This is a genomic window from Microbacterium yannicii (genome assembly GCF_024055635.1).
Classification (GTDB): Bacteria; Actinomycetota; Actinomycetes; order Actinomycetales; family Microbacteriaceae; genus Microbacterium; species Microbacterium yannicii.
In genome coordinates, this window is sequence record NZ_JAMXMB010000040.1 from 185,512 (window position 1) to 207,940 (window position 22,429).

The following is a 22,429-nucleotide window of genomic DNA, read 5'->3' on the forward strand; positions in this document are numbered from 1 at the left end:
CGCAGCGACGGCGGTCGGGGCCGGCAGGGTCAGACGCGTCCGGTCAGGATGAGATTCCAGTAGACCCAGGGCAGGACGTGCCGGTCGAAGATCCACGACAGCCGGCTCTCCCGGTACATCCGCCGGAAGAACGGGATGGTCGGCTTCTGCGCGCCGGTGTCGTCGAACTCGGCCCACACGACCGTGGATCGCGAGACCGTGAACGGGCACACCGCGTAGCCGTCGTAGCGTGCTCTGGGCGCCTTGCCGCGGAGCACCCGCGAGAGGTTCTTGGCCAGCACCCAGGTCTGCTTGCGCAGCGCGCCGCCGCACTTCGAGTTGGTGGTCGCGGCGGCGTCGCCGAGAGCCCAGACGTGGGGGAACCGCGGATGGCGCAACGTCCGCGGATCGACCTCCACGAAGCCGCCCGACGAGCTCGGCGCCGGGAGCACCGACGCCTTGAGCCAGTCCGGCGCGGACTGCGGCGGTTCGACGTTGAGCACGTCGTAGTGCAGGTGCTCGGGCCCCTCAGGGCCGCCGATCACCACCTCCTGGGCGGCGGAGTCCACGCGCAGGAGCACCGAACGGGTACGCAGTTCGATGCCGTACTCCTCGATCTTGCGCTCGAGCTCGCGATCGAACGGCGGCAGGAACGCGGTCTCGGTCGGCACCACCATCACGACCCGGATCCTGTCCAGCACCCCCGTGGCACGCCAGTAGTCGCAGGCCTGATACATCGGCTTCTGTGCGGCACCAGCGCAGGAGGCAGGCCCGTCGGGCTGGGTGAAGACGACGGTGCCCTCCTTGAGGTCGCGCAGAAGCAGTGACGCCTTCTGCGCCAGCTCGAATTCGTAGTGGGATGCCGCGGCCGGCGTCTGCATCGCCTCGGCCAGCCCCGGTATGCGCTCCCAGTCGAGCTGGATGCCGGGGCACACGATGAGCTGGTCGAAGGTCACCCTGTCACCGCTCTCGAGCACGACCGCGTTGACCTCCGGCTGAACCGCGGTGACGGCATCCCGAATCCACTCCACGCCCTTCGGCATCACCTCTCGCTGCGGGCGAACGGTGATCCCGGCGCGCGCCGTGCCGCCGGCGACGTGCGAGAACAACGGCTTGTACAGGTGCTGCTCACGCGGCTCGATGATCGCGATGTCGTCGACGCCGGAGCGCCGCAGTCGCGCGGCGACCGATATGCCGCCGTTGCCTCCGCCGATGACCACCACCCGGTGGTGCGCCTGCTGCTCGGACATGTTCCCTCCCCTCGGATGGCGACGCCCGTCGACCACGATCGACGAATGTCGCGTCTGAGATCTCCCTCAGGCGAGGTTAGGCAGGCGCGGGGAAGATGCGAGGGGGCTTGCGCAGGGGGCTGCGGTCGCACGAAGATGCCGGCGCGGAGCCCTCCCACCAACCCGAACCGGCCCCGACGCCCGCTCAGTCGGAGGATCGCCGGGCGAGACGCCGGCCGGCGACGAAAGCGAGCGTGATGAGGCCGAGGCTCAACGCCGCGAACCCGATGATCGTGGTGCGGGAGACGAAGACGACGTCGCCGGGCGCGAACGCGACGTCTGCGAGCGGCTGGTACGCGAACCATCCGAGGGACCCGAACGGCTGCGAGGTCATTCCGATGACGATCGCGACGACTCCCACGAGGAGGAGAACCCCTGCGACCACCCACGCCACGATGTCCTTGCCGCTCCGCTGCACCATGTCCCGACCCTATCGATCGGCTTCCGACACCGGTGGTCACCGCGTCGCACGCAAGAGGATGATGGACCCATGCCCGCTGCCCACCGTCCCGGCCTCCGGGTGGGCTCGGGGCTCACCATCCCCGAGTCGGAATTGACCTGGCGGTTCTCGCGATCGTCCGGCCCCGGCGGGCAGGGGGTGAACACCGCCGACTCCCGTGCCGAGCTGGTGTGGGATGTGTCGCGCTCGGCCGTGCTCTCGCCCCACCAGCGCGAGAGGCTGCTCGCCCGGCTGAGCGGCCGCCTCGTCGACGGGGTGCTCACGATCGCGGCATCCGAGCATCGCGCGCAACTGCGCAACCGGGAAGCTGCGCGTGCGCGCCTCGTCAGCCTCGTCGCCGACGCGCTCCGCCCGCCGTCGCCATCGCGACGATCGACGAAGCCGACGCGCGGCGCCCAGGAGCGGCGCCTGAGTGCGAAGAAGCAGCGCACCGACGTCAAGCGGCTGCGCCGCCCACCCGCTGACTGACAGGTCCGACGGCCCGGGTCCGGCGCGAGGATCCTCGGCGGCCTACGAGCGGCGTCGCGTGAGGTGGACGTCCACCGGGTCGCCGTCGGTCTTGCCGATCGCCTTTCGGACCTCGGCGTTGATCGGGAGCTTGTGCGTCCCATCGCCCAGCGCCATGAAGGCGCCTTCGAAGGGGTGCCCGTCGACCGTGCCGGCCACCTTGACGAGTCCGCGCGTGCCGAAGATCTCTGCGGAGTCCGGCAGCTTCACGCAGGTCCACGTGTCGCCCGGCTGAGCCTTTCCCAGGATGGCGGTGAAGCTGATGTCCAGCGGTCCGGTGTTGTCCGACATGATGTCTCCTCATCTGGCCGTCCCAGCTGTGACGAGTATGGCCTCGGCGACGGCCCTTCATCGGGATGACGATCGATCGTCGTCCCGATCGACAGCCGCTGCCCTGTCTCAATCGGGAACGATGACCACGCTCTGGATCAGGCCGTCGCGCAGGGTGAAGCGGAACGGGCTGGTGCCGTTGAACCCGTTGCCACTCACCGCGAGGTGCACGAGGTACGTCTCGGACGCCGCCTCCTCGGCGATGTCGACGAGCTCGAAACGCGACTGCTTGCCGATGTTGTCGGTGCGATCCCACTCTCGGATTCCGGAATGCCCATGCGCCACGCGACCCCAGTCGTCGAGCGATCCGTCCTCGCTGAATGCGGCGACGAAGGCATCGGAGTCGCCGGCATTCGTGGCGTCGATGAATGCCGAGATTGGAGCGGGGAGGAGTGCCATTCTCCGATCCTGCACCCCATTCGCGCGGAGGGAAATGCCGGTCGGCTCAACGGCTCGACAACCCCGCGCACCCGCGCGTGCGGCGAAAAGAGCACCGATTAACCGCATGTGCGGTGATAACGTGACGCTGTGGTGAGCTACAAGATCTCCGAGGCGGCGCGGCTGCTCGCGGTGAGCGACGACACCGTGCGCCGGTGGATCGAGGCGGGTACGCTGCCGACGACCGGGGCATCGCCCGTCGAGATCCCGGGTGATGCGCTCGCCGCCCGCGCGGTCGAGCTGGCCGCGGCTCCCGGGGACCCGGCCGATCTGCTCTCGAGCGCGCGCAATCGCTTCGTCGGGCTCGTCACGCGGGTGCAGCTCGACGGCGTCATGGCCCAGGTGGACATCCAGTCGGGCCCGCATCGGGTTGTCTCGCTCATGTCGTCCGAGGCGGTGCGCGAGCTGGGTCTCGAACCCGGATCGCTCGCTGTCGCCGTCGTCAAGGCGACGACGGTGATCGTCGAGACGCCGAAGGCCTGACGTGCGCCACGGTGCCACCATTCGCGCCGCAGCGGTCATCGCCGCTCTCGTGCTCGCGCTCGCCGGCTGCGCCACGGGCGTCGACCGGGATCCGGGCGCGACGTCTTCGGAGACGACCACGTCCGAGCCCGAGCTGTCCGGCGAGCTCACCGTGTACGCCGCGGCGTCGCTGCAGGGGGCATTCGACGAGCTGGCGACGGAGTTCGAGCAGCGGCATCCGTCCCTCCGTGTGCAGCCCGTCACCTACGACGGCTCGTCCACGCTGGCGACGCAGATCATCGAGGGCGCGCCGGCCGATGTCTTCGCGGCGGCCGACGAGCGGAACATGGCGAAGGTCGTCGACGCGGGCCTCGCGAGCGATCCCACGCTGTTCGCGACGAACACCCTGACGCTCGTGGTTCCCGCGGGGAATCCGGGCGGCATCGAAGGCCTCGATGACCTCGCCGACCCCGACCGGACTGTCGTGCTGTGCGCCGCCGAGGTGCCGTGCGGGGCCGCATCGGCGACGCTCCTCTCGAACGCCGGTGTGGAGGCGAGCGTCGACAGCTACGAGCAGAACGTCACCGCCGTCCTCACGAAGGTCGCTGCGGGTGAGGCCGATGCCGGGCTGGTGTACGTGACGGATGCCGCGAGCACGCGTGCCGTCGAGGCGATCGCGGTGCCGGGGGCTGAGGACGTCGTCAACCGGTACCCGATCGCCGCTGTGAGCGACAGCGAGAACCCGGAAGCGGCCGACGCCTTCGTCGCGTTCGTGCTCAGCGACGACGGTCGACGCGTGCTCGAGACCTTCGGGTTCGGGGCGCCGTGACCGTCGCCGCGGCACGCGACACGCGCACGCACGAGGAACGCGCCGGTTTCGTCCCCCGCGTCGTCGCGGTGCCGGCCGTGATCGGCCTCGCGCTGCTCGTCCTGCCGCTGGGCGCGCTCGTGCTGCGCGTGCAGTGGTCGACGCTCTGGGGCGACGTCACCTCACCGCAAGCGCTGTCGGCACTCGGGCTCTCGCTCGCGACCGGCGCGGTCGCCACCCTCGTGTGCGTCATCCTCGGGGTGCCGCTCGCGCTCCTCATCGCCCGCAGCAGCGTGCGGACGGCGGCCGTGCTGCGCGCCCTGGTGACGGTGCCGCTCGTGCTGCCCCCCATGGTCGGCGGCGTCGCGATGCTGTTCCTTTTCGGCCGCACCAGCTGGCTGGGCGGCGTGCTCGGCGAGTGGGGCATCCGCATCCCGTTCACCACCACCGCCGTCGTCCTCGCGCAGACCTTCGTCGCGCTGCCGTTCCTCGTGCTCGCCCTCGAAGGAGCACTGCGCTCCACCGGTACCGGCTTCGAGCAGGCGGCGGCGGGTCTCGGCGCGGGGCGCTGGACGATCCTCGCCCGCGTGACCCTCCCGCTCGCGGCGCCCGGCCTCGTCGCGGGCATCGTGCTGTGCTTCGCCCGCGCCATCGGCGAGTTCGGCGCCACGGCGCTCTTCGCCGGGAACGCCCCCGGCGTGACGCAGACCATGCCCCTCGCGATCTACACGGCGTTCAACGGCGCAGGCGTCTCGCAGGGCACGGCGGTGGCGCTCTCGCTGCTGCTGCTCGTCACCGCCGTCGGCGTGCTGCTGCTCGTGCGCGCCTGGCGCGCGGAGGCCCCGCGATGAGCGGTGCGGGAGGACCGGATGCTGCCGCCGGCGTCGCGGACACCTCTCCCGCACCGGGACTCGAGGCCCGCGTCCGGGCGGATCGCGGCGAGTTCTCGCTGGACATGACCCTCAGCGTGCCGGCCGGCGAGACCGTGGCGCTCATGGGTCCGAGCGGCGCCGGAAAGTCGACGCTGCTCGGCGTGCTGGCGGGGCTGACCGGGTTCGACGAAGGGGAGGTGCGACTGCGGGGCCGCGTCCTCGACCGGCGCACGTCCGACGGCTCCGCCACTCGCCGCACGCCGCCGGCGCACCGGGGGGTCGTTCTGCTCGGCCAGGACCCGCGGCTCTTCCCGCACCTCTCCGCGCACGACAACGTGGCGTTCGGCCTGCGCGTGCACGGCGCCACGAAGACGGCGGCGGCGGCCGGAGCCGCGGACTGGCTTCGGCGGGTGGGGCTGGCGGGTCTCGGCGCACGCCGGCCCGCGCAGCTGTCGGGCGGGCAGCAGCAGCGCGTCGCGCTCGCCCGGGCGCTCGCGACGACGCCCGCCGCGCTCCTGCTCGACGAGCCGCTCACGTCGCTCGACACCGAGACCGCCGGCGACGTGCGCGCCCTGCTGCACCAGCAGCTCGCGGCGACACGCACGACGGCCGTCGTCGCGACCCACGATGCGGTCGACGCCGTCGCGCTCGCGAGTCGCCTCGTCGTGCTCGAAGGCGGCCGCGTCACGCAGACCGGCCCGGTGCGCGAGGTGCTCGCCTCTCCCGCGACCCGGTTCGCCGCGGCGGTCGCGGGGCTGAACCGCGTCGTCGGGACTTTCGAACCCGCAGACTCGACCTGGCGTGCGGGAGACCTCGTGCTGCCGCACGGGGGCGCGCGGCAGCATCCGTCTCTCGTTGCGGTATTCCGGCCGAGCGCCGTGCGAGTGATCGACGGGTCGCCGCGCGCCGCGGGGGAGTGGACAGCACGCATCGTGCGTCTCGAGCAGACGCCGGCCGGGGTGCGGATCCGCACCGCGGATCCCGACGTGGCGGTGGACGTCGCCGCCGACCGCGCCGCGGGACTCACGCCCGGCGACACGATCACGCTGCGGGTGGATCCGGCCGACGTGCGACTCGTCGGGCCGTGAGCTTCCCGGAAGCCTGCTCGTTCGCTCGACGGGCGGAGGGATCCGGTCGTTGAGCGAGGGAGCGCCAGCGACCGAGACGAAACGCCTCGAGCCGACGGACCCCGCCGGGTGCCGGGCATTTCGCAGACGACTCGGGCCAGGACAGCCCCGTCGGAAGCCCATAGACTCGCCCGGTGACGCGCATCCGCCCCTTCCGCCCCGGTGACGAAGCCGCTCTCGTCGACATCTGCCTGAAGACGGCGGATGCCGGAGCCGACGCGACCGGCATCCTCGACGACGACGATCTGTGGGCCGAGATCTTCGTCCTGCCGTACGCGGCGCGTCACCCCGAGTTCGCCTTCGTGGTCGAGACGGACGACGGCCGCGTCGTCGGCTACATCGTGGGCGCGCCCGACTCCGCGGCGTTCGAGGAGTGGTTCGCGAGCGACTGGTGGCCGCGGCACGCCGAGCGCTGGCCGCGACCGCAGGGCGAGGATCCGTCCGCCGACTCCCGGCAGGACGGCATCCTCCGCTACGCGTACGCCCGCGCGGGCGGCGAGCAGCCGTTCGGCGACGAGTACCCGGCGCACCTGCACATCGACCTGCTGGCCGAGACCCAGGGCCAGGGCCTGGGCCGCCGGCTCATCGAGACGCTCGAAGCCGCCCTGCGCGAGGCGGGTGCGCCCGGCCTCCACCTAGTGGCGTCGGCCGACAACACCGGGGCCATCGCCTTCTACCCCCGCGTGGGGTTCGAGCCGATCGCGTCGCCCGAGGGCACGCAGGTCTTCGCGAAGCGCCTCTGACCTACGCGACTGCCGGCTCGGCGTCAACCCGTCCGGGTGCGACACCCGCCGGCGTAGTCTGCCCCCCGTGGACGATGTCTCGGCGCCGACCGGCCGTGAGCCGGCACTGCTGGCGCTGCCGCGCCCTGACGGCACGGCGCCGCGCGCGCTGGTGCTCGGCGCGACGGGGTATATCGGCGGGCGGCTGGTGCCACGACTGCTGAATGCCGGCTACGAGGTGCGCGTCCTCGCGCGCGATCCCGCACGGGCGGCGGCGTTCCCGTGGGGCGGCCGCGTCGAGATCGTCCGTGGCGATGCCGCCGACGAGGCGACGGTCGGTGAAGCCATGCGCGACGTCGATGTGGTCTTCTACCTCGTGCACTCGATGTCGGGCGGCAAGCGGTTCGCCGACACCGACCGGCGTGCCGCCGAGACGGTCGCGCAGGCGGCGGCCGCGGCATCCGTGGGTCGCATCGTGTATCTCGGCGGCCTGCACCCGACCGGGGTGACGCTCTCGCCCCACCTGCAGTCACGCGTCGAGGTGGGACGGACGTTCCTCGAGAGCGGCGTCCCGACGATCGTGCTGCAGGCGGGCGTCGTGATCGGGTCCGGGTCGGCCTCGTTCGAGATGGTGCGCCACCTCACCGAGGTGCTGCCGTACATGCCGGCGCCGAAGTGGGTGCGCAACCGCATCCAGCCCATCGCCGTGCGCGATGTGCTGCACTACCTGCTCGGCGCCGCGCGGCTGCCCGCCGATGTGAACCGCGCCGTCGACATCGGAGGCCCCGACGTGCTGCGGTACGGGCAGATGATGAACGGCTACGCCGTCGAGGCCGGGCTGCGCCAGCGCGCGATCGCAGCCCTCCCGGTGCTGACGCCGCGACTGGCCTCGCACTGGGTCAACCTGGTGACGCCGATTCCCCGGTCGATCGCGCGGCCGCTGGTCGAGTCGCTCCAGAACGAATGCGTCGTGAAGGACCACGGCATCGACGGGCTCATCCCGCCCCCGGAAGGCGGTCTCACGCCCTACCGCACCGCCGTGCGCCTGGCGCTCGGCAAGCTCGAGACCGACGCGATCGAGACCAGCTGGCAGGATGCCGGCGTGCTCGACGCCCCGAGCGACCCGTTGCCGAACGACCCCGACTGGGCGGGCCGCGTGGTGTTCAGCGACGTCCGCACCGCACACTCCCCGGCGTCGCCGGAGGCGCTGTGGCGCGTCATCGTCGGCATCGGCGGCGAGAACGGCTGGTACTCGTCGCCGTTGCTGTGGGCCGTGCGCGGCTGGATGGATCGTCTCGTCGGGGGCATCGGCCTCGCCCGCGGGCGGCGCAGCCGTGGCCGGCTCGCCGTCGGGGATGCGCTCGACTTCTGGCGGGTCGAGGCGCTGGAACCGGGACGGATGCTGCGCCTCCGCGCCGAGATGAAGGTTCCGGGTCTCGCGTGGCTCGAGCTGCGCGCGTCGCCGGATGAGGCGCGCGGGGGCTCCCGCTACGACCAGCGCGCGGTGTTCTTCCCACGCGGGCTGGCGGGGCGGCTGTACTGGCTCTCCGTCCTGCCGTTCCACGGGTTCATCTTCGCGGGCATGGCGCGGCGCATCACGGCCACCGCCGCGGCGGGCGGCGTCGCCGGCGAGCCCTGAGGTGGTGCGGTCGGCGTGAGGCCCTCGCCCGGGCGCGTCAGGCCGTGAGGATCGGGCGCTGCGACACCAGGCGGTCGAGCACGGAGCCCGGCGGCACGGCGTCGTACTTGTAGCTGAGCTTCTGCACGATCGAAGCCCCCGCCACGAAGCGCAGCGCCTCGGGGTCCCACGGCTGCATCATGCCGAGCTGCAGCAGGTGGCTGGCGGCGCTCGACAGCGGGGGCGCGGCATCCCACTGTCCGTGGAACTCCGGCACGAGATCGAAGAGAACCTCGAAGATGCGGTGGTAGAGGAAGTAGTCCGGGATGCCGCCGTCAGCCTCCCACCAGGCCTCGAGCGCGAGCCGCTGCAGGCGGATGAGCGGGGTCGCCGGCACGGCGGCGATGAACCAGTTGCCGATCTGGCGGCGGGTCCAGCGGGGGTAGAGGGCCCCGGCCGTCAGAAGCGGGGCGACGGCGGGCGGGAGCGGTGCCGGCGCCCAGCAGGTGGCGTCGACCCAGATGCCGCCGAGGCGGTCGAGCACGCTGACCCGCACGAAGTCCGAGAAGTGCGCGGGGTGATCCTTCTCGAGGGCGTCGGCGACGGCATCCGGGATCTCCACGAGCTCGCGCGCCGAGGCGCCGTCGAGCACGGTCAGCGGTGTCGTCGAGTCGGCGTGGAGGCGCGTCATCTCACCCACGCACGCCTGCACGAGCGGGGGCGCGGTGTCGAGCGGCGAGTTCCAGAACGTGTAGAGCCTCAGCGCCGCTGGATCGACGCGTCCGCCGTCGCGGCGCGCGAGGATCTGACCGTCCGTGCGGGTGCCGGTCTGCTCCGGCAGGCCGGCGGCGATCCGCAGCTCGGGAAGGCGCGGCCGGAGGAACTCGGAGAACGTGCGGTACGCGGCGATCGCGGCCACCGGGTCGACCGTGTCGCGGAACCGGTCGGCACGTCGCAGCTGCGCCTCGAGACCCTCGAACGGGTTCGGGATGCCGTCGCTCACGGTCCGAGCCTAGGCTGTCGTGGGCTCGACGACCCGGATCGAGTGCCCGACCGGTTCAGCCGGTGACGCGGCCGTCCTCGAGGCGCACCACGCGGTCGACGAGCCCGTCGGGCACGGCGACGTGCGAGATCAGCACCACCGCCTTGTCGTCACGCACCGCGCTGAGCAGGTCGATGAGCAGGCGATCGGATGCCTCGGGGTCGACGCCGGCGGTCGGCTCGTCGAGCACCAGCACCGGGAACCCGCGCAGCAGTGCCCGGGCCAGCGCGATCCGCTGCGCCTGACCGCCGGAGACGAGGGCGCCCCGTTCGCCGACTCGGGCGCCGAGTCCGCCGCGCTCGTGCAGCCAGGCGTCGAGGCCGACGCGAGTGAGCGCCGCCTCGAGTTCGGCGTCCGTCGCCGAGTCGCGCGCGAACAGCAGGTTCTGCCGGATGTCCTCATCGAAGAGCATCGGATGCTGCTCGCACAGCCCGACGGTCAGCCGCACGTCGTCGGGCGAGAGGTGGTGCACGGATCGACTGCCGATGTCGTAGCCGCCGTCGGTCTCGAGGAACCGCACCAGCGCGTGCGCGAGCGTGCTCTTGCCCGCACCGCTCGCCCCCATGACGAGCACCCGCTCGCCGGGCCGGATCGCCAGGTCGATGTCGTGCAGCGACGGGTTCTCGGCACCGGGCCAGCGCACGTCCGCCGCGCGCAGCCGGATGCCGTCGCCGAGCGGGGGAGCCTCACCGGTGGATGCGAGGGCCTCGGGTGCGAGCTCCGCCGGCGGCGTCTCCGGCAGGGCGCCTGCGACGCGCTCGGCCGAGGCCCGTACCTGCCGCCACGCGGAGGCGGCCATGGGCACGGCCGCGAAGACCTCGAAGACGGCCATCGGCACGAGCACGACGACGGCGAGCGATGGGCCGGGAAGGGCCCCGGATGCCGCAGCCGGCGCCGCGGTCAGCACCGCCGCGATCGAAGCCGCTCCGGCCAGGAGCGAGACGAGGGCGGCCGTTCCCGCCTGGGCGCCGGAGCGACGGACCACCGCCCGGCGGAGGTCGGCGTCGGCGCGGGCGATGCGCTCCCGGCTCTGCGCCTCGGCGCCGAACGCGGCGAGCACGTCCAGGCTGCCGATGTGATCGAGCACGGCGTCCGCGAGGCAGGCCCGCAAGGGCGCGATGTCGCGCTCGGCGCGGGCTCCCGACATCCATCCCCACAGGGTCGCCACGGCCGCCGCGACGATGAGGCACGCGAGCAGGGTCAGCGCGGCCGGCCACCACACGAACGCCACGAGCACGACGGCACCGAGCGCCACGAGCGCCGAAGACACGAGCGGCTGCACCACCCGCAGCGGGAGGTTCTGCAGCTCGTCGACGTCGTCGACGAGCGCCCCGAGTACCGAGCCGCGGCGGGTGCGCGTCAGCCCGTCGGGGGCCAGCGGCACCAGCCGGCGCACGAGGTCGGCGCGCGTGGAGGCGAGCTGCCGCAGCGCGGAGTCGTGGCCGGTGAGGCGTTCGAGGTAGCGGAACGCGGCGCGGGAGATCGCGAAGAACCGCACGCCGACCACGGCTGCCGACAGGTACAGCACCGGCGGCTGCTCGCTCGCGCGCACGATCAGCCACGCGCTCACCGCGAGCAGCGCGACGGCGGACGCCTCGGAGGCGAAGCCGGCGGCCAGCGCCCACCAGAGCCGCCGCGCGGGCGGCATCGCCCCGCGCAGCACCGCCCCCGGCGTGCCCGCCCCGCCGCGGAAGCGCGAGAGGGGAGATCTCCGCACCACCGCGCGTGTGGCGACATTCCCTTTCGCGCTTCCCGGCGGCGAGGTCATGCGAGGACCTCGATCGGCCCCTGAGGCTGTCGAAGGGCGAGGCGGACGACGGCATCAGCGATCCGGCGGGCGCTGGTGCGGTGCGAGACGAGGAGCACGGTCGCTCCGGCATCCGCGAGCGACCGGACGCTGCTCCAGAGCCGCGCCTCCGTCTCGGGATCGAGCGCCGAGCTCGGCTCGTCGAGCGCGATCACCGGCGCGGCCCCGCGCAGGTGCCGGTACAGCGCGCGGGCGACGGCCACGCGCTGGGCCTGCCCACCCGAGAGGCCGGCGCCCTGGACGCCGAGTTCGAGGGTGGGGTCGAGAGCCCCGGCGCCGGCGAGGTCGAGTGCCCGCCGCACGATCGCGCGGTCCGGCGCGGGGTCGCCGAGTGCGACGTTGTCGGCGATCGTGCCGGCGAGCAGACCCGGACGCTGACCGGCCCACGCGAGCCATTCGGTCGGCGCGAGGTGGCGCACATCCACGCCGTTCCAGGTCGCCGTGCCCTCGAACGTCGCGGCGCCGCGCAGGGCCGCGAACACGCTGGACTTGCCCGCCCCGCTCGGGCCCTCGATGAGGGTGACGGTGCGCGGACCGGCTGTCAGGTCGACGGGCGGCAGCCATTGCTCGCCACGTCGCACGCGGACGGCTGCGAGCTCGAGACGTGGCCGGGTCGAGGTCGGGGGAGTGGCAAGAGGTTGCTCGGAGGGCCGGAGTGTTTCGTCTCGCTCGTTCCTCGCTCGCTCACCGACCGGAGCGTGGGCCGCGGCCACCGGCGCTGCGGTCTCGAGGACCGGAGCCGGGACCCCGCCTGCCCGCGGCTGACTCGGGGATGCCGTGCGTCCGCGTGCGGCATCCAGCACGTCGAAGACGTCCTCGGTCGCGGCGATGCCCTCGGCCGCCGCATGGAACTGCACGCCGACCTGTCGCAGCGGCAGATACGCCTCGGGCGCCAGCAGCAGCACGAACAGGCCGACGGCCAGGGTGAGCGACCCGTCGATGAGCCGGAAACCGATCGAGACGGCGACGATCGCGACCGAGATCGACGCGAGGAACTCCAGCGCGAAGCCCGACAGGAACGACACGCGCAGCACACGCATCGTCTCGCGCCGGTAGTCGTCGGTGACCTTCTCGATGGATGCCGCGGCCCGGTGCTGACGGCCGAACACCTTGAGCGTCGACAGCCCCTGCACCGTGTCGGCGAAGCGCGACGCGAGGCGCTGCAGCGTCTGCCACTGCCGCTGCTGCACCGTGCGCGTCGCGAGGCCGATGAGCACCATGAAGATCGGGATGAGCGGGAGCGTGAGCAGCACCGTGAGGCCCGAGATCCAGTCCTGCCACCACATCACCGCGATGATCAGCGGCGTCGCGACGACGGTCTGCACCAGCTGCGGCAGGTAGCGGCCGAAGTACGCCTCGAGAGCATCGAGCCCTCGTCCGGCGGTGATCGCCAGGGCGGCGGAGTTGCGCGCTCCGAGCCATTCCGGCCCGAGAACGCCGATCCCCTCGATGAGCGCCGTGCGCAGCTGCATCTGCACCCGGGCGGCGGCGTGTGCGGCGACCGCTTCGCGAGCCCACAGCAGCACGGCGCGCAGCGCGACCACGGCAGCCAGCGCGCCGAGGGTCCGCACGAGCTCGGCCGACGGCATCCCCTCGATCGCGCCGGTGACGGCACGGGTCAGCAGCCACGCGAAGGCGACGATCACTGCCGTCTGGGCGAGCGCGATGGCACCGATCACGAGGAAGAACCACCGGGACGCGCGGGCGTATCTCAGCAGTCGCGGGTCGACGGGCTTGCCCGACGTCGTGGCCGGCCCCCCGCCGTTGTTCTCGTCCATCGCTCCTTCGACCCTACCCATCGCTCCGCCGCATCTCCTCTCCTCCTCCCGCCCTCCCGCCCTCCGCTCCTCCGTGACTTGCCGTATATGTACGCGACACGCTGGCGTGTCGCGTACATATACGGCAAGTCAACCGAGGGGATGTGGGGCGGGAGACGTAAGGGGGACGGATGCCGGGGGCCGCGGCATCCGCTTGGCTCAGTGCGCGACCGCCGCCGCCTTCTCGATGTGCGAGCGGGTGACGCGCTTGCGGAAGATCCAGTACGTCCAGCCCTGGTACGCGAGCACGAGGGGCAGGAAGATGAGCGCCGCCCACGACATGATCGTGAGGGTGTAGTCGGTGCTGGAGGCGTTCTCGATCGTGAGCGAGCCGGCAGGGTCGCCGGTCGAGGGCATCACGTACGGGAAGAGTGCGAACCAGATGGCGAGCACCGCCGACACGATGGTGCCGGCACCGAACCCGAACGCCCAGCCCTCCCGACCCCGCGCGTTGGAGATCCACGACGCGATGAGCAGCACGGCAGCGACGGCCGACAGCACCGCAGTCGCCACGGCGAACTCGCGGCCCTCGCCGAACGCCATGCCCACCGTCCACACCAGGAAGATCGCGGCGACGACGATGGTGAGCAGCCCTGCGCGGCCCGCGAGCCGGCGCGCGTCGGCGGCGACCTGGCCATCCGTCTTCAGCGCGACGAAGTACACGCCGTGCGTGAAGAACAGCAGCAGCGTCGTGAGACCGCCGAGCAGCCCGTAGGGGTTGAGAAGGGTGAGGAACGACCCGACGAACTCGTGGTCGGCGTCGAGCGGCACGCCCTGCACGATGTTGGCGACCGCGACGCCCCACAGCAGCGCCGGCACGGCCGAGCCGACGACGATCATCGTGTCGAAGCCCTTCTTCCACCCCAGCGAGTCGCGCTGGTGCCGGTACTCGAACGAGACGCCGCGCAGGATGAGCGCGAGCAGGATCAGCAGCAGTGCCAGGTAGAACCCGCTGAACAGCGTCGCGTACCACTCCGGGAACGCGGCGAACAGGCAGGCGCCCGCGACGATGACCCAGGTCTCGTTGAGGTCCCACACCGGGCCGATGGTGTTGATGACCTGGCGTCGGCTGACATCGTTCTTGCCGAGGAACGGCAGCGACATGCCGACGCCGAAGTCGAACCCGTCGAGGACGAAGTAGCCCACGAAGAGAAAGCCGACGATCCAGAACCAGAGGTAGGCGAGATCCATGACGTGCTCCTGAAGCTCCTAGTAGACCGTCGTCGGGGTGTCTTCGACCGCGAGGGCTCGCGCATCGGGATCGTCGGGCCCGGGCAGCGGGTCAGGCCCCTTCTTGGCCGTCTTCACGATGAGTCCGAACTCGACGACCGCCAGTGCCGCATAGATCCCGGTGAAGGCGAGCAGCGAGACGAGCACCGTCCAGCCCGGCACCGAGGGCGAGACCCCGTCCTCGGTCAGCATGAGACTGAACACGATCCAGGGCTGGCGGCCCATCTCGGTGAAGATCCAGCCGACGAGGATCGCGAACAGGGATGCCGGCCACGCCCAGACCGCGAGCCGCCAGGCCCACGACGGCACGTCGCGCTTGGCGTTCTTGCGCGTGAGCCAGAGGCCCACCACCGCCACGAGCGCCGCGACGCCGCCCAGGCCGATCATCCAGCGGAACGCCCAGTAGGTGACCCAGAGGACCGGGGCGAAGTTGCCGTCCACCTGCTCGGCGAACTGCGGGAACATCTCGGTCGTGTACTGCGCGTTCAGGTCGTTGATGCCCTCGACGCAGCCATCGAGCGAATGCGTCGAGAGCAGCGAGAGCAGATAGGGCACGCGGATCGAGAAGAGCTCGCTCGTGCCGTCGGGGGTGCCGAGCGTGAAGATCGAGAACGAGGCGTCCGCCCCGCACACCGTGTTGAAGGTCGCCTCGGCGGCGGCCATCTTCATCGGCTGCGTCGCCACCATGACGAGGCTCAGCTGGTCGCCCGAGAGCGCGACCCCCGCGAACGCGGCGATCAGGCCCCACAGTCCGAACTTGAGCGACGACCGCATCATGTCGACGTTCTGCTTGCGAAGCAGGTGCCAGGCCGAGATCGAGACGATGACGCCCGCGGTCATCATGAAGGCCGCGAACAGGGTGTGCGGCAGGGCCGCCAGCGCGACGGGGTTCGTCAGAACGGCGAAGAAGTCGGTCATCTCGGCGCGGGAGCCGTCTTCGGCCATCTTGAAGCCGACGGGGTTCTGCATGAACGCGTTCGCCGCGAGGATGAAGTAGGCCGAGAACCACGCGCCGATCGTGGCGATCCAGATGCTCGCCAGGTGCAGCGCCTTGGGCAGCTTGTCCCAGCCGAAGATCCACAGGCCGATGAACGTGGCCTCGAAAAAGAAGGCCATGAGCCCCTCGAAGGCGAGCGGCGCTCCGAAGACGTCGCCGACGAACCGCGAATAGGACGACCAGTTCATGCCGAACTGGAACTCCTGCACGATGCCCGTGACGACGCCCATCGCGAAATTGATGAGGAAGATCTTGCCGAAGAAGCGGGTGAGGTGAAGCCACTTCACGTTGCCGGTGCGGAACCACGCCGTCTGGAAGATCGCGACCGTCAGCGCCATGCCGAGCGTGAGCGGCACGAAGAGGAAGTGGTACAGCGTCGTGAGGCCGAACTGCCAGCGCGCCAGCAGCAGGGGGTCCAGCAGATCCATGTTGTGCTTCCGATCGTCGGACTGACTGTATGGTCTGACCACACAGTAGCATGTGGTCAGACCACAGTGGCAGATGACCTTCATGATCGTCTCGCGGTCTCACGTTCCTCGCAATCTGCGTGTGCCGCGACTGCGGCGGCCGTGAATAATCCGCCGCACCGGAGCCGTGTGCGGCACCGCGCGACTACCCTCGAATCATGGCGATCCGGGCAGAGCGATCGGAACCGGGCGCGTGAGTGCGATCCCGGTCACGATCGGGCGACGGATGCCGCTGCCGGCGGCATCCGAGAAGCCCGATGCCTCGGCGCAGGGCGCCGCGGCGACCGCCGGCCGTATGACGGTCGGCGATGCCCTGGTCGACACGCACGGGCGCGTGCACCGGGATCTGCGAATCTCGCTCACAGACCGCTGCTCGCTGCGGTGCACGTACTGCATGCCCGAGCAGGGCAACGAGTGGCTCGCGAAGACGAGCATCCTGACGCTGGACGAGATCGAGAGCATCGCGCGGGTCGCCGCGGCTGACGGGATCACCACCTTCCGGCTCACCGGAGGCGAGCCGCTGCTGCGCACGGACATCGTCGACGTGGTGCGACGGCTCGCGGCGATCACGGGGCCGACCGGGGCTCCGGTCGAGATCGCGATGACGACGAACGGCATCCGCCTGCCCGAACTGCTGCCCGCCCTGATCGAGGCGGGCCTCGACCGCCTGAACATCTCGATCGACACGCTGCGTCGCGATCGCTTCCACGAGCTGACCCGCCGTGACCGTCTCGACGATGTGCTCGAGGGGATCGCGGCGGCTGCGGCATCCGCTCTGCGTCCGTTGAAACTCAATGCGGTGGCGATGCGCGATGTGAACGACGACGAGCTGGTGGAGCTGGTCGAGTTCGCGATCGCCCATGACGCCCAGATGCGGTTCATCGAGCAGATGCCGTTGGATGCCGGTCACACCTGGGACCGCTCGCGCATGGTCACGCAGGACGAGATCCTCGCCGCGCTCGCCCAGCGGTGGACCCTCACGCCGGTGCCCGGCCGCGGCGGCGCGCCCGCCGCGCGGTGGACGCTCGATGGCGGTCCTCATTCGGTGGGGGTCATCGCCTCCGTCACCGCCCCGTTCTGCGGGGACTGCGACCGGCTGCGGCTGACCGCCGACGGCCAGCTGCGCAACTGCCTCTTCTCGACCACCGAGTACGACGTGCTGCCCATCCTCCGACAAGCTCAGGAACCGGTCGCTGAGCCTGTCGAAGCGTCGATCGATGCCGGCATCGATGGGATGCTGCGCTCCTGCGTGCACGGCAAGCTTCCCGGCCACGCGATCAACGATCCGGCGTTCCTGCAGCCTGCGCGCGGGATGAACGCGATCGGCGGCTGAGATGGGCCGCCTGACGACGCGCGCCCCGGTCACCCGGATCTCGTTCAACGACGGCGAGGCCGCAGTCCGCCGCCGCGCCGATACCCTCGTCGTCGAGGAGCCGCTCGAGATCCGCATCGTCGGCGAGCCGCTGACGGTCACCATGCGCACGCCGGGGCACGATCTCGAGCTCGCCGCCGGCTTCCTGGTGTCGGAGGGCGTGATCGCCGCCGCCGGAGACCTCCGCTCCGCGATCCACTGTGGCGGCCCCGGCACGGGCCCTGCCGCGGCGACCCCGCTGCTGACCATCGGCCCCGCGGCGCTCGGCACGCCCGCGTCGACCGAGAACACCTACAACGTGCTCGACATCGCGCTCGCTCCCGGCCTGGAGCCGCTGGTCACCGACATCGCCCGGAACTTCTACACGACGAGCTCGTGCGGCGTCTGCGGCACGGCGTCGATCGAGGCCATCGAGAAGCAGTCCCGCTACGACGTGGCGACGGATGCCGCGACTCTCGACGCCGCGATGATCACGGGCCTTCCCGACACGCTACGAGCCGGGCAGGCCGTGTTCGAGAAGACCGGAGGCCTGCACGCCGCGGCGCTGTTCGACGCAGCCTCGGGGGAGCTTCTGGTGCTCCGTGAGGACGTCGGCCGCCACAACGCGGTCGACAAGGTCGTGGGCTGGGCGCTGCTCGAAGACCGGCTCCCGCTGACCGGGACGGTGCTGCAGGTGTCGGGTCGGGCGAGCTTCGAGCTGGTGCAGAAGGCCGTGATGGCCGGCATCCCGATCCTGTCCGCCGTCTCGGCGCCCTCGTCGCTCGCGGTGGAGCTCGCCACCGCCTCTGGCCTCACACTCATCGGCTTCGTGCGCGGATCGTCGATGAACGTCTACTCGCGACCCGACCGGGTCCTCGTGCCGGCCTCGGCGGCGTCGAAGGTCTGATCCGGCTCAGCCGCGGCGGGACGCGCGCCGCATCCGGTGCTGCGCGGGTCGGCGAGTTCCGTGCCGGACCCCGAGGACGCCTCCGCGTCGGGTCAGAAGAGCTGCCCGAAGATGAGGATCGCGATGAAGAAGACGGCAAGGATGCCGACGATGATCCCCAGCGTCCTGCCCGAGAGCTTGGCGACGCCCCAGCCGATCAGGACGGGCACCGCGAAGAGGAAGATCGCGACGATCCACCAGAACGTCGAGTAGCCGGCGTTGCTTGCCTCTTCGAGGCGGCCGCCGAAGAGCTCCTGCGTCGCGGGGTGCGTGGCGAAGCGCACGGCGATCGAGATGGGGACCGCCACGAACACGAACACGACGAGACCGATGAGCCAGCCCCAGAGGACGGGGCTGCCGTTACCCGAGAGGACCCCGCCGTGCAGTTCGGGTTCCGGCTGGTGCTGCTGCTGCTTGCCTGATGCCATGCGCATGACTCTAGTGGCGCGCGTCGCGCCCGCATCACGCATGTCGCGTGACATGGCGCTGCCCGCCGGTCCTTGGGGGAGGAGGCGGGCAGCGTCGGGGCGCCTGGGATCATCGCCTGGGGGTGCGATTCTCCGCGCTCACCATCCACGAGAGCTGCTCGACACGCTCAAGAATGGCGTGGAGGATGTCTGCGCTCGTGGGGTCTTCTTCGTCGACGGCGTCATGCACGTCGCGGCACGTCGCGGCCACGTCGTCCAGTCGCTCCGTCATGAGATCGACGACCTCGTTCGTCGCGATCTCACCCTGCGGGAACTCCGGCAGGGTGGTGTTCTCCGCGACCACATCGCTGCGCCCGTCGGGCAGGGCGTGCAGCGACCGCATGCGCTCGGCCACGGTGTCGGCGAAGTCCCTCGCCGCTTCGATGATCTCGTCGAGCTGAAGGTGGGTGTCGCGGAAGTTGCGGCCCACGACGTTCCAGTGGGCCTGCTTGCCCTGCAGCGAGAGCTCGATGAGGTCGACGAGCACCTTCTGGAGGTTGTCGCTCAGCGTCTCCGACGCCGTGAAGCCGCGCTCGGCGTTCTGCTCAGGCGTGAGCGAGGCGCCGACTCCGCCGCGTGCCGTGCGGCGCTTGCCCTTGGCGGCGCTGCTCGTGCTCGTCTGAGAGGTGCTCTTCTTCGCGGTCGTCGTCGCCACTGTCGCTCCATTCATCTGATGCCACTCATCTGGTGCCACGCCGCGGCAGGTCCATCGGGGCCAGCCGCGGGGCGCCATCGTGAGGTTTGGGGGCCCGCTCCCTCTGCGGGATGCTTCGACGGTAGCCAGGAGTGTGCCCACGCGCGTGGGGGTTGCCGTCCGTGCAACCTCGTGCTAGCCGGGACGGAAGGGCCCGACGCGTGGTGAGATGGATCGCCATGACTCCGCCGATTCCCGTGCCTGCGTCCGCGGCGTCGATCGCCGCCGCCGTCCGTGCCGGCGACGTCTCCGCACTCGAGGTCGTCGAGGCGCACCTGGACCGCATCGCCCGCCGCAACCCGGATGTGAACGCGCTCACCGTCGTCTTCGCCGACCGGGCGCGCGCAGCCGCGGCCGAGATCGACGCGACAGTCGCCGCCGGGAGCGATCCCGGCCCGCTGGCGGGTGTGCCGTTCTCGGTGAAGGAGAACATCGACCTCACGTGGTCGGCGACCACCAACGGCTGGGGCGGGAACGCCGGTGCCGTGCCGGCGCAGGACGCCACGATCGTGCGACGGATGCGGCGGGCAGGGGCCGTGCCGGTGGGTCGGGGCAACATGCCCGACTTCGGCATGCGGTGGGATACCGACAACGACCTGTTCGGCCGCACGCTCAACCCGTGGCACTCCGACCGCAGCGCCGGAGGATCCAGCGGCGGCGACGCGGTCGCGGTGGCGACCGGCATGAGCAGCCTCGGGCTCGGCAATGACTTCGGCGGCTCGCTGCGCCTTCCCGCCTACGCCGCGGGGGTCGTCGGACTCCGACCGTCCCAGGGGCGGGTGCCGCGCGCGGCCGTCCGCGGTCAGTCTGTCGCCCTCACGCTCCAGCAGTTCTCGGTGAACGGACCCTTGGCGCGCACCGTCGACGATGCCGCCCTCGCGCTGGGCGTGATGGAGGGCTGGGATGCCGATGACCCGGTGTCCGCGTCGGCGCCGGCGCCGGTGCCGAGCGGCGCGGGAGCGCCGCGGCGGGTGGGCGTGGTGAGAGACGCCCCGGGCGCCGGTGCCGATCCCGACGTTGCTGCCGGAATCGCGCGGGCCGCGGCATCCCTCGTCCGCGACGGCTGGGATGTCGTCCCCGTGGACGCGCCGCGACTCGAGGAGGCGGCCGTGCTGTGGCGCCGCCTGTCGTGCACCGACATGCTCATCTCCCTCGACCCCGCCGCGCTGGGCCAGCCCCTCGGGCGCTCGGCCACCGCTTTCCTGCGCGACAGCACCGCGGCCGCGCGCCCCTACGAGACGGCACGCGAGTATGCCGAGGCGTGGGCGCAGCGTGCTGCGATCGCCGCCGACTGGCGCCGGCTGCAGGTGGAGGTTCCGCTGCTTCTGGGCCCGGTGTCCGCGTCGCGCCTGCGCGGACCGGACTACGACCTCGGCGGAAGCGAGCCCGCCGATCGAGCATGGCGGGACCTCTGGCTCACCGTCGCGGCGAACTTCCTCGGGCTGCCCGCACTCGCGCTGCCGACGGGGCTCGGCGAGGACGGCATGCCGACCGGGGTGCAGCTCATCGGCCCGCTCTGGGGCGAGGACATCCTGCTCGACGCGGGCCGCGCGGTCGAGGCCGGCGTTCCGCGGCTGCCGGCACTCTTCTAGCGCGAGGCCGCCCACCGCGTCACGATGGGGCGGGGCAGGTCGGCGTGGCGTGCGTATCAGCGCCACCCACTCCTCCTCCTCCTCCCAGACGGAAGACGATCGGAGAGCCCATGTCTCGCACACGCGCGTCGCAGGTGGCACTGCCGGATCTGCGCGGGCGGACGGCACTCGTGACCGGCGCGAGCGACGGCGTGGGCGTCGAGATCGCGCGCGGACTCGCCGGTGCCGGCGCGGATCTGGTGCTTCCCGTGCGCAATCGCGATAAGGGAGCGCGGGTGATCGACATGATCCGCGCCGGCGCGCCCGACGTCCGGGTGAGTCTTCGCGATCTCGACCTTGCGCGCCTGGCGTCGGTCGATGCGCTCGCCGCAGCCCTGAGCGCCGAGCGGGCACCGCTGGACATCGTCGTTCTCAATGCGGGGATCGTGCTTCTCGGCGACGCCGAACGCCACGTGAGCCCCGACGGTTTCGAGCTGCACTTCCAGACGAACTTCCTCGGGCACTTCGCACTGACCACGGCGCTGCTGCCCCTGCTGCAGGAGCACGGCACACGTGTCGTCGTGCAGCTGAGCCTCGCGGCAGCCGTCGCCCGGCCGGACTGGAACGACCTGCAGAGCGAGCGCCGCTACTCGCCGCTGCGGGCCTACGGTGCGTCGAAGGCGGCGCTGGGGCTGTTCGCCTACGAGCTCGCCCGTCGATCGGCCGCCGCGGGATGGGGTATCTCGGTGCAGCTCAGTCATCCCGGCGTGGTGCCCGACACGGGGATCGCACCGGCGATGCGTGCACGTCAGCGCAGCGATGCCGGGCGGCGACTCGCGCTGCGCCTGGGCAACACCCCTACACAGGCGGCGCAGCCGGCCCTGCGCGCCGCAGTGACGGACGCGGAACCCCGCACAGCGCCGCCAGGCTTCTTCGGACCGTCGGGCGTGATGCACTTCGGTGGCGCAGCGGAGGCCGTGCGACCGTACCGACGCCTCGCCGACCCCGCGGCCGGTGCGCGGATGTGGGCGATCGCCGAGAAGATGCTGCGGGACCGCGCGGACGCCGTGCGGGCGTGAGTGCCGCCTCGCCGCGACGCCGGAAGGGTCGGAGCGCCGCCTCGCCGCGCCGCCGGCGCGGGTCGGCGCGCCAGCACGCCGTGGTGGACTGCGGACGCCGGCCTACGGGATCGGCGACTCCGGTGCTTCCGGCGTCTGCGGGAACGGCGGCTCCTCGGGATGCGGCGCGAGCGGCTCTTCGGGCCACGGAGCCGGAGGCTCGCTCGGCTGCGGCGCGGGGGAGTCCGGGCCGGGCGCGCTGGGCCCGGCGGGAGCCTCACCCGGCGGGGTCTGATCGGGCAGGGGCTCCGGGATCGTGGGGTCGGTCATAGCTCCTCCAATGAGGGTCGTGGCGTGGTCCGCCTCTCCA

The 22,429-nt window shown here is 71.7% G+C and carries 23 protein-coding genes; 11 read left to right on the forward strand and 12 right to left on the reverse strand.

The window, feature by feature from the left end; translation table 11 throughout:
• Positions 1-29 precede the first annotated feature (29 nt).
• Positions 30-1,229 carry an NAD(P)/FAD-dependent oxidoreductase gene (locus tag NCG93_RS18580; protein ID WP_194413209.1) on the reverse strand — a complete coding sequence of 400 codons (1,200 nt, stop codon included), beginning with the start codon at positions 1,227-1,229 and terminating at the stop codon, positions 30-32.
• A gap of 184 nt (positions 1,230-1,413) precedes the next feature.
• Positions 1,414-1,689 (reverse strand): hypothetical protein, encoded by a 276-nt coding sequence (locus NCG93_RS18585; RefSeq protein WP_194413210.1) that lies wholly within the window; start codon positions 1,687-1,689, stop codon positions 1,414-1,416.
• 69 nt (positions 1,690-1,758) lie between these two features.
• Between NCG93_RS18585 and arfB the strand changes: the two genes are divergently transcribed.
• Positions 1,759-2,196, forward strand: a complete 438-nt coding sequence (arfB, locus tag NCG93_RS18590; RefSeq protein ID WP_194413211.1) for an alternative ribosome rescue aminoacyl-tRNA hydrolase ArfB — start codon at positions 1,759-1,761, stop codon at positions 2,194-2,196.
• 42 nt (positions 2,197-2,238) lie between these two features.
• Here the strand turns inward: arfB and NCG93_RS18595 are convergent, their stop codons facing one another.
• Entirely contained in the window at positions 2,239-2,526 is a 288-nt protein-coding gene (locus NCG93_RS18595) for a DUF1905 domain-containing protein (RefSeq protein ID WP_194413212.1), read from the reverse strand.
• Positions 2,527-2,634: 108 nt separating this feature from the next.
• Entirely contained in the window at positions 2,635-2,964 is a 330-nt protein-coding gene (locus tag NCG93_RS18600) for a nuclear transport factor 2 family protein (RefSeq protein ID WP_194413213.1), read from the reverse strand.
• A gap of 129 nt (positions 2,965-3,093) precedes the next feature.
• Between NCG93_RS18600 and NCG93_RS18605 the strand changes: the two genes are divergently transcribed.
• From NCG93_RS18605 to NCG93_RS18630, 6 genes are all read left to right on the forward strand, one after another.
• Complete coding sequence (locus NCG93_RS18605; RefSeq protein ID WP_194413214.1) at positions 3,094-3,486, forward strand: TOBE domain-containing protein; 393 nt, start codon at positions 3,094-3,096, stop codon at positions 3,484-3,486.
• Position 3,487: 1 nt separating this feature from the next.
• A complete protein-coding gene (modA, locus tag NCG93_RS18610; RefSeq protein ID WP_194413215.1) occupies positions 3,488-4,294 on the forward strand; it encodes a molybdate ABC transporter substrate-binding protein in 807 nt (268 codons plus the stop codon).
• On the forward strand, positions 4,291-5,124 hold the full coding sequence (locus NCG93_RS18615) for an ABC transporter permease (RefSeq protein ID WP_194413216.1): 834 nt from the start codon (positions 4,291-4,293) through the stop codon (positions 5,122-5,124). Before modA ends, NCG93_RS18615 begins: the two co-directional genes overlap by 4 nt.
• Positions 5,121-6,233 carry a sulfate/molybdate ABC transporter ATP-binding protein gene (locus NCG93_RS18620; RefSeq protein WP_194413217.1) on the forward strand — a complete coding sequence of 371 codons (1,113 nt, stop codon included), beginning with the start codon at positions 5,121-5,123 and terminating at the stop codon, positions 6,231-6,233. Before NCG93_RS18615 ends, NCG93_RS18620 begins: the two co-directional genes overlap by 4 nt.
• Positions 6,234-6,406: 173 nt before the next feature.
• The gene (locus tag NCG93_RS18625) at positions 6,407-7,015 is read left to right on the forward strand and encodes a GNAT family N-acetyltransferase (RefSeq protein WP_194413218.1); all 609 of its coding nucleotides are present in this window, start codon (positions 6,407-6,409) and stop codon (positions 7,013-7,015) included.
• 67 nt (positions 7,016-7,082) lie between these two features.
• Positions 7,083-8,633 (forward strand): SDR family oxidoreductase, encoded by a 1,551-nt coding sequence (locus tag NCG93_RS18630; RefSeq protein WP_194413219.1) that lies wholly within the window; start codon positions 7,083-7,085, stop codon positions 8,631-8,633.
• A gap of 37 nt (positions 8,634-8,670) precedes the next feature.
• Here NCG93_RS18630 and NCG93_RS18635 read toward each other — a convergent pair whose 3' ends face one another.
• The 5 genes from NCG93_RS18635 to NCG93_RS18655 form a co-directional block, all read right to left on the reverse strand.
• On the reverse strand, positions 8,671-9,615 hold the full coding sequence (locus NCG93_RS18635; protein ID WP_194413220.1) for a capsular polysaccharide synthesis protein: 945 nt from the start codon (positions 9,613-9,615) through the stop codon (positions 8,671-8,673).
• Between the two features lie 55 nt (positions 9,616-9,670).
• Positions 9,671-11,302, reverse strand: coding sequence for a thiol reductant ABC exporter subunit CydC (gene cydC, locus NCG93_RS18640; RefSeq protein WP_194413787.1), 1,632 nt, complete (start codon positions 11,300-11,302; stop codon positions 9,671-9,673).
• 116 nt (positions 11,303-11,418) lie between these two features.
• A complete protein-coding gene (gene cydD, locus NCG93_RS18645) occupies positions 11,419-13,239 on the reverse strand; it encodes a thiol reductant ABC exporter subunit CydD (protein ID WP_194413221.1) in 1,821 nt (606 codons plus the stop codon).
• Positions 13,240-13,437: 198 nt separating this feature from the next.
• Positions 13,438-14,469 carry a cytochrome d ubiquinol oxidase subunit II gene (cydB, locus tag NCG93_RS18650; RefSeq protein WP_194413222.1) on the reverse strand — a complete coding sequence of 344 codons (1,032 nt, stop codon included), beginning with the start codon at positions 14,467-14,469 and terminating at the stop codon, positions 13,438-13,440.
• 18 nt (positions 14,470-14,487) lie between these two features.
• Complete coding sequence (locus NCG93_RS18655; RefSeq protein ID WP_194413223.1) at positions 14,488-15,933, reverse strand: cytochrome ubiquinol oxidase subunit I; 1,446 nt, start codon at positions 15,931-15,933, stop codon at positions 14,488-14,490.
• 232 nt (positions 15,934-16,165) lie between these two features.
• Here NCG93_RS18655 and moaA point away from each other — a divergent pair, with 232 nt between their 5' ends.
• Positions 16,166-17,305: a GTP 3',8-cyclase MoaA gene (gene moaA, locus NCG93_RS18660; RefSeq protein WP_252787603.1), complete on the forward strand. Its 1,140-nt coding sequence runs from the start codon at positions 16,166-16,168 to the stop codon at positions 17,303-17,305.
• A 1-nt stretch (position 17,306) separates the two neighbouring features.
• Positions 17,307-18,230 (forward strand): formate dehydrogenase accessory sulfurtransferase FdhD, encoded by a 924-nt coding sequence (fdhD, locus tag NCG93_RS18665; protein WP_194413224.1) that lies wholly within the window; start codon positions 17,307-17,309, stop codon positions 18,228-18,230.
• A gap of 92 nt (positions 18,231-18,322) precedes the next feature.
• On the opposite strand, the gene NCG93_RS18670 is transcribed toward fdhD, so the two are convergent.
• Entirely contained in the window at positions 18,323-18,697 is a 375-nt protein-coding gene (locus tag NCG93_RS18670) for a hypothetical protein (protein ID WP_241741598.1), read from the reverse strand.
• A 109-nt stretch (positions 18,698-18,806) separates the two neighbouring features.
• Positions 18,807-19,391: a Dps family protein gene (locus NCG93_RS18675; RefSeq protein WP_252787604.1), complete on the reverse strand. Its 585-nt coding sequence runs from the start codon at positions 19,389-19,391 to the stop codon at positions 18,807-18,809.
• Positions 19,392-19,609: 218 nt separating this feature from the next.
• Between NCG93_RS18675 and NCG93_RS18680 the strand changes: the two genes are divergently transcribed.
• Both NCG93_RS18680 and NCG93_RS18685 read left to right on the forward strand, forming a co-directional pair.
• A complete protein-coding gene (locus NCG93_RS18680) occupies positions 19,610-21,022 on the forward strand; it encodes an amidase (protein ID WP_194413227.1) in 1,413 nt (470 codons plus the stop codon).
• 110 nt (positions 21,023-21,132) lie between these two features.
• Entirely contained in the window at positions 21,133-22,080 is a 948-nt protein-coding gene (locus NCG93_RS18685) for an SDR family oxidoreductase (protein WP_194413228.1), read from the forward strand.
• 102 nt (positions 22,081-22,182) lie between these two features.
• Here the strand turns inward: NCG93_RS18685 and NCG93_RS18690 are convergent, their stop codons facing one another.
• Positions 22,183-22,389: a hypothetical protein gene (locus NCG93_RS18690; RefSeq protein WP_194413229.1), complete on the reverse strand. Its 207-nt coding sequence runs from the start codon at positions 22,387-22,389 to the stop codon at positions 22,183-22,185.
• Between the last annotated feature and the right edge of the window lie 40 nt (positions 22,390-22,429).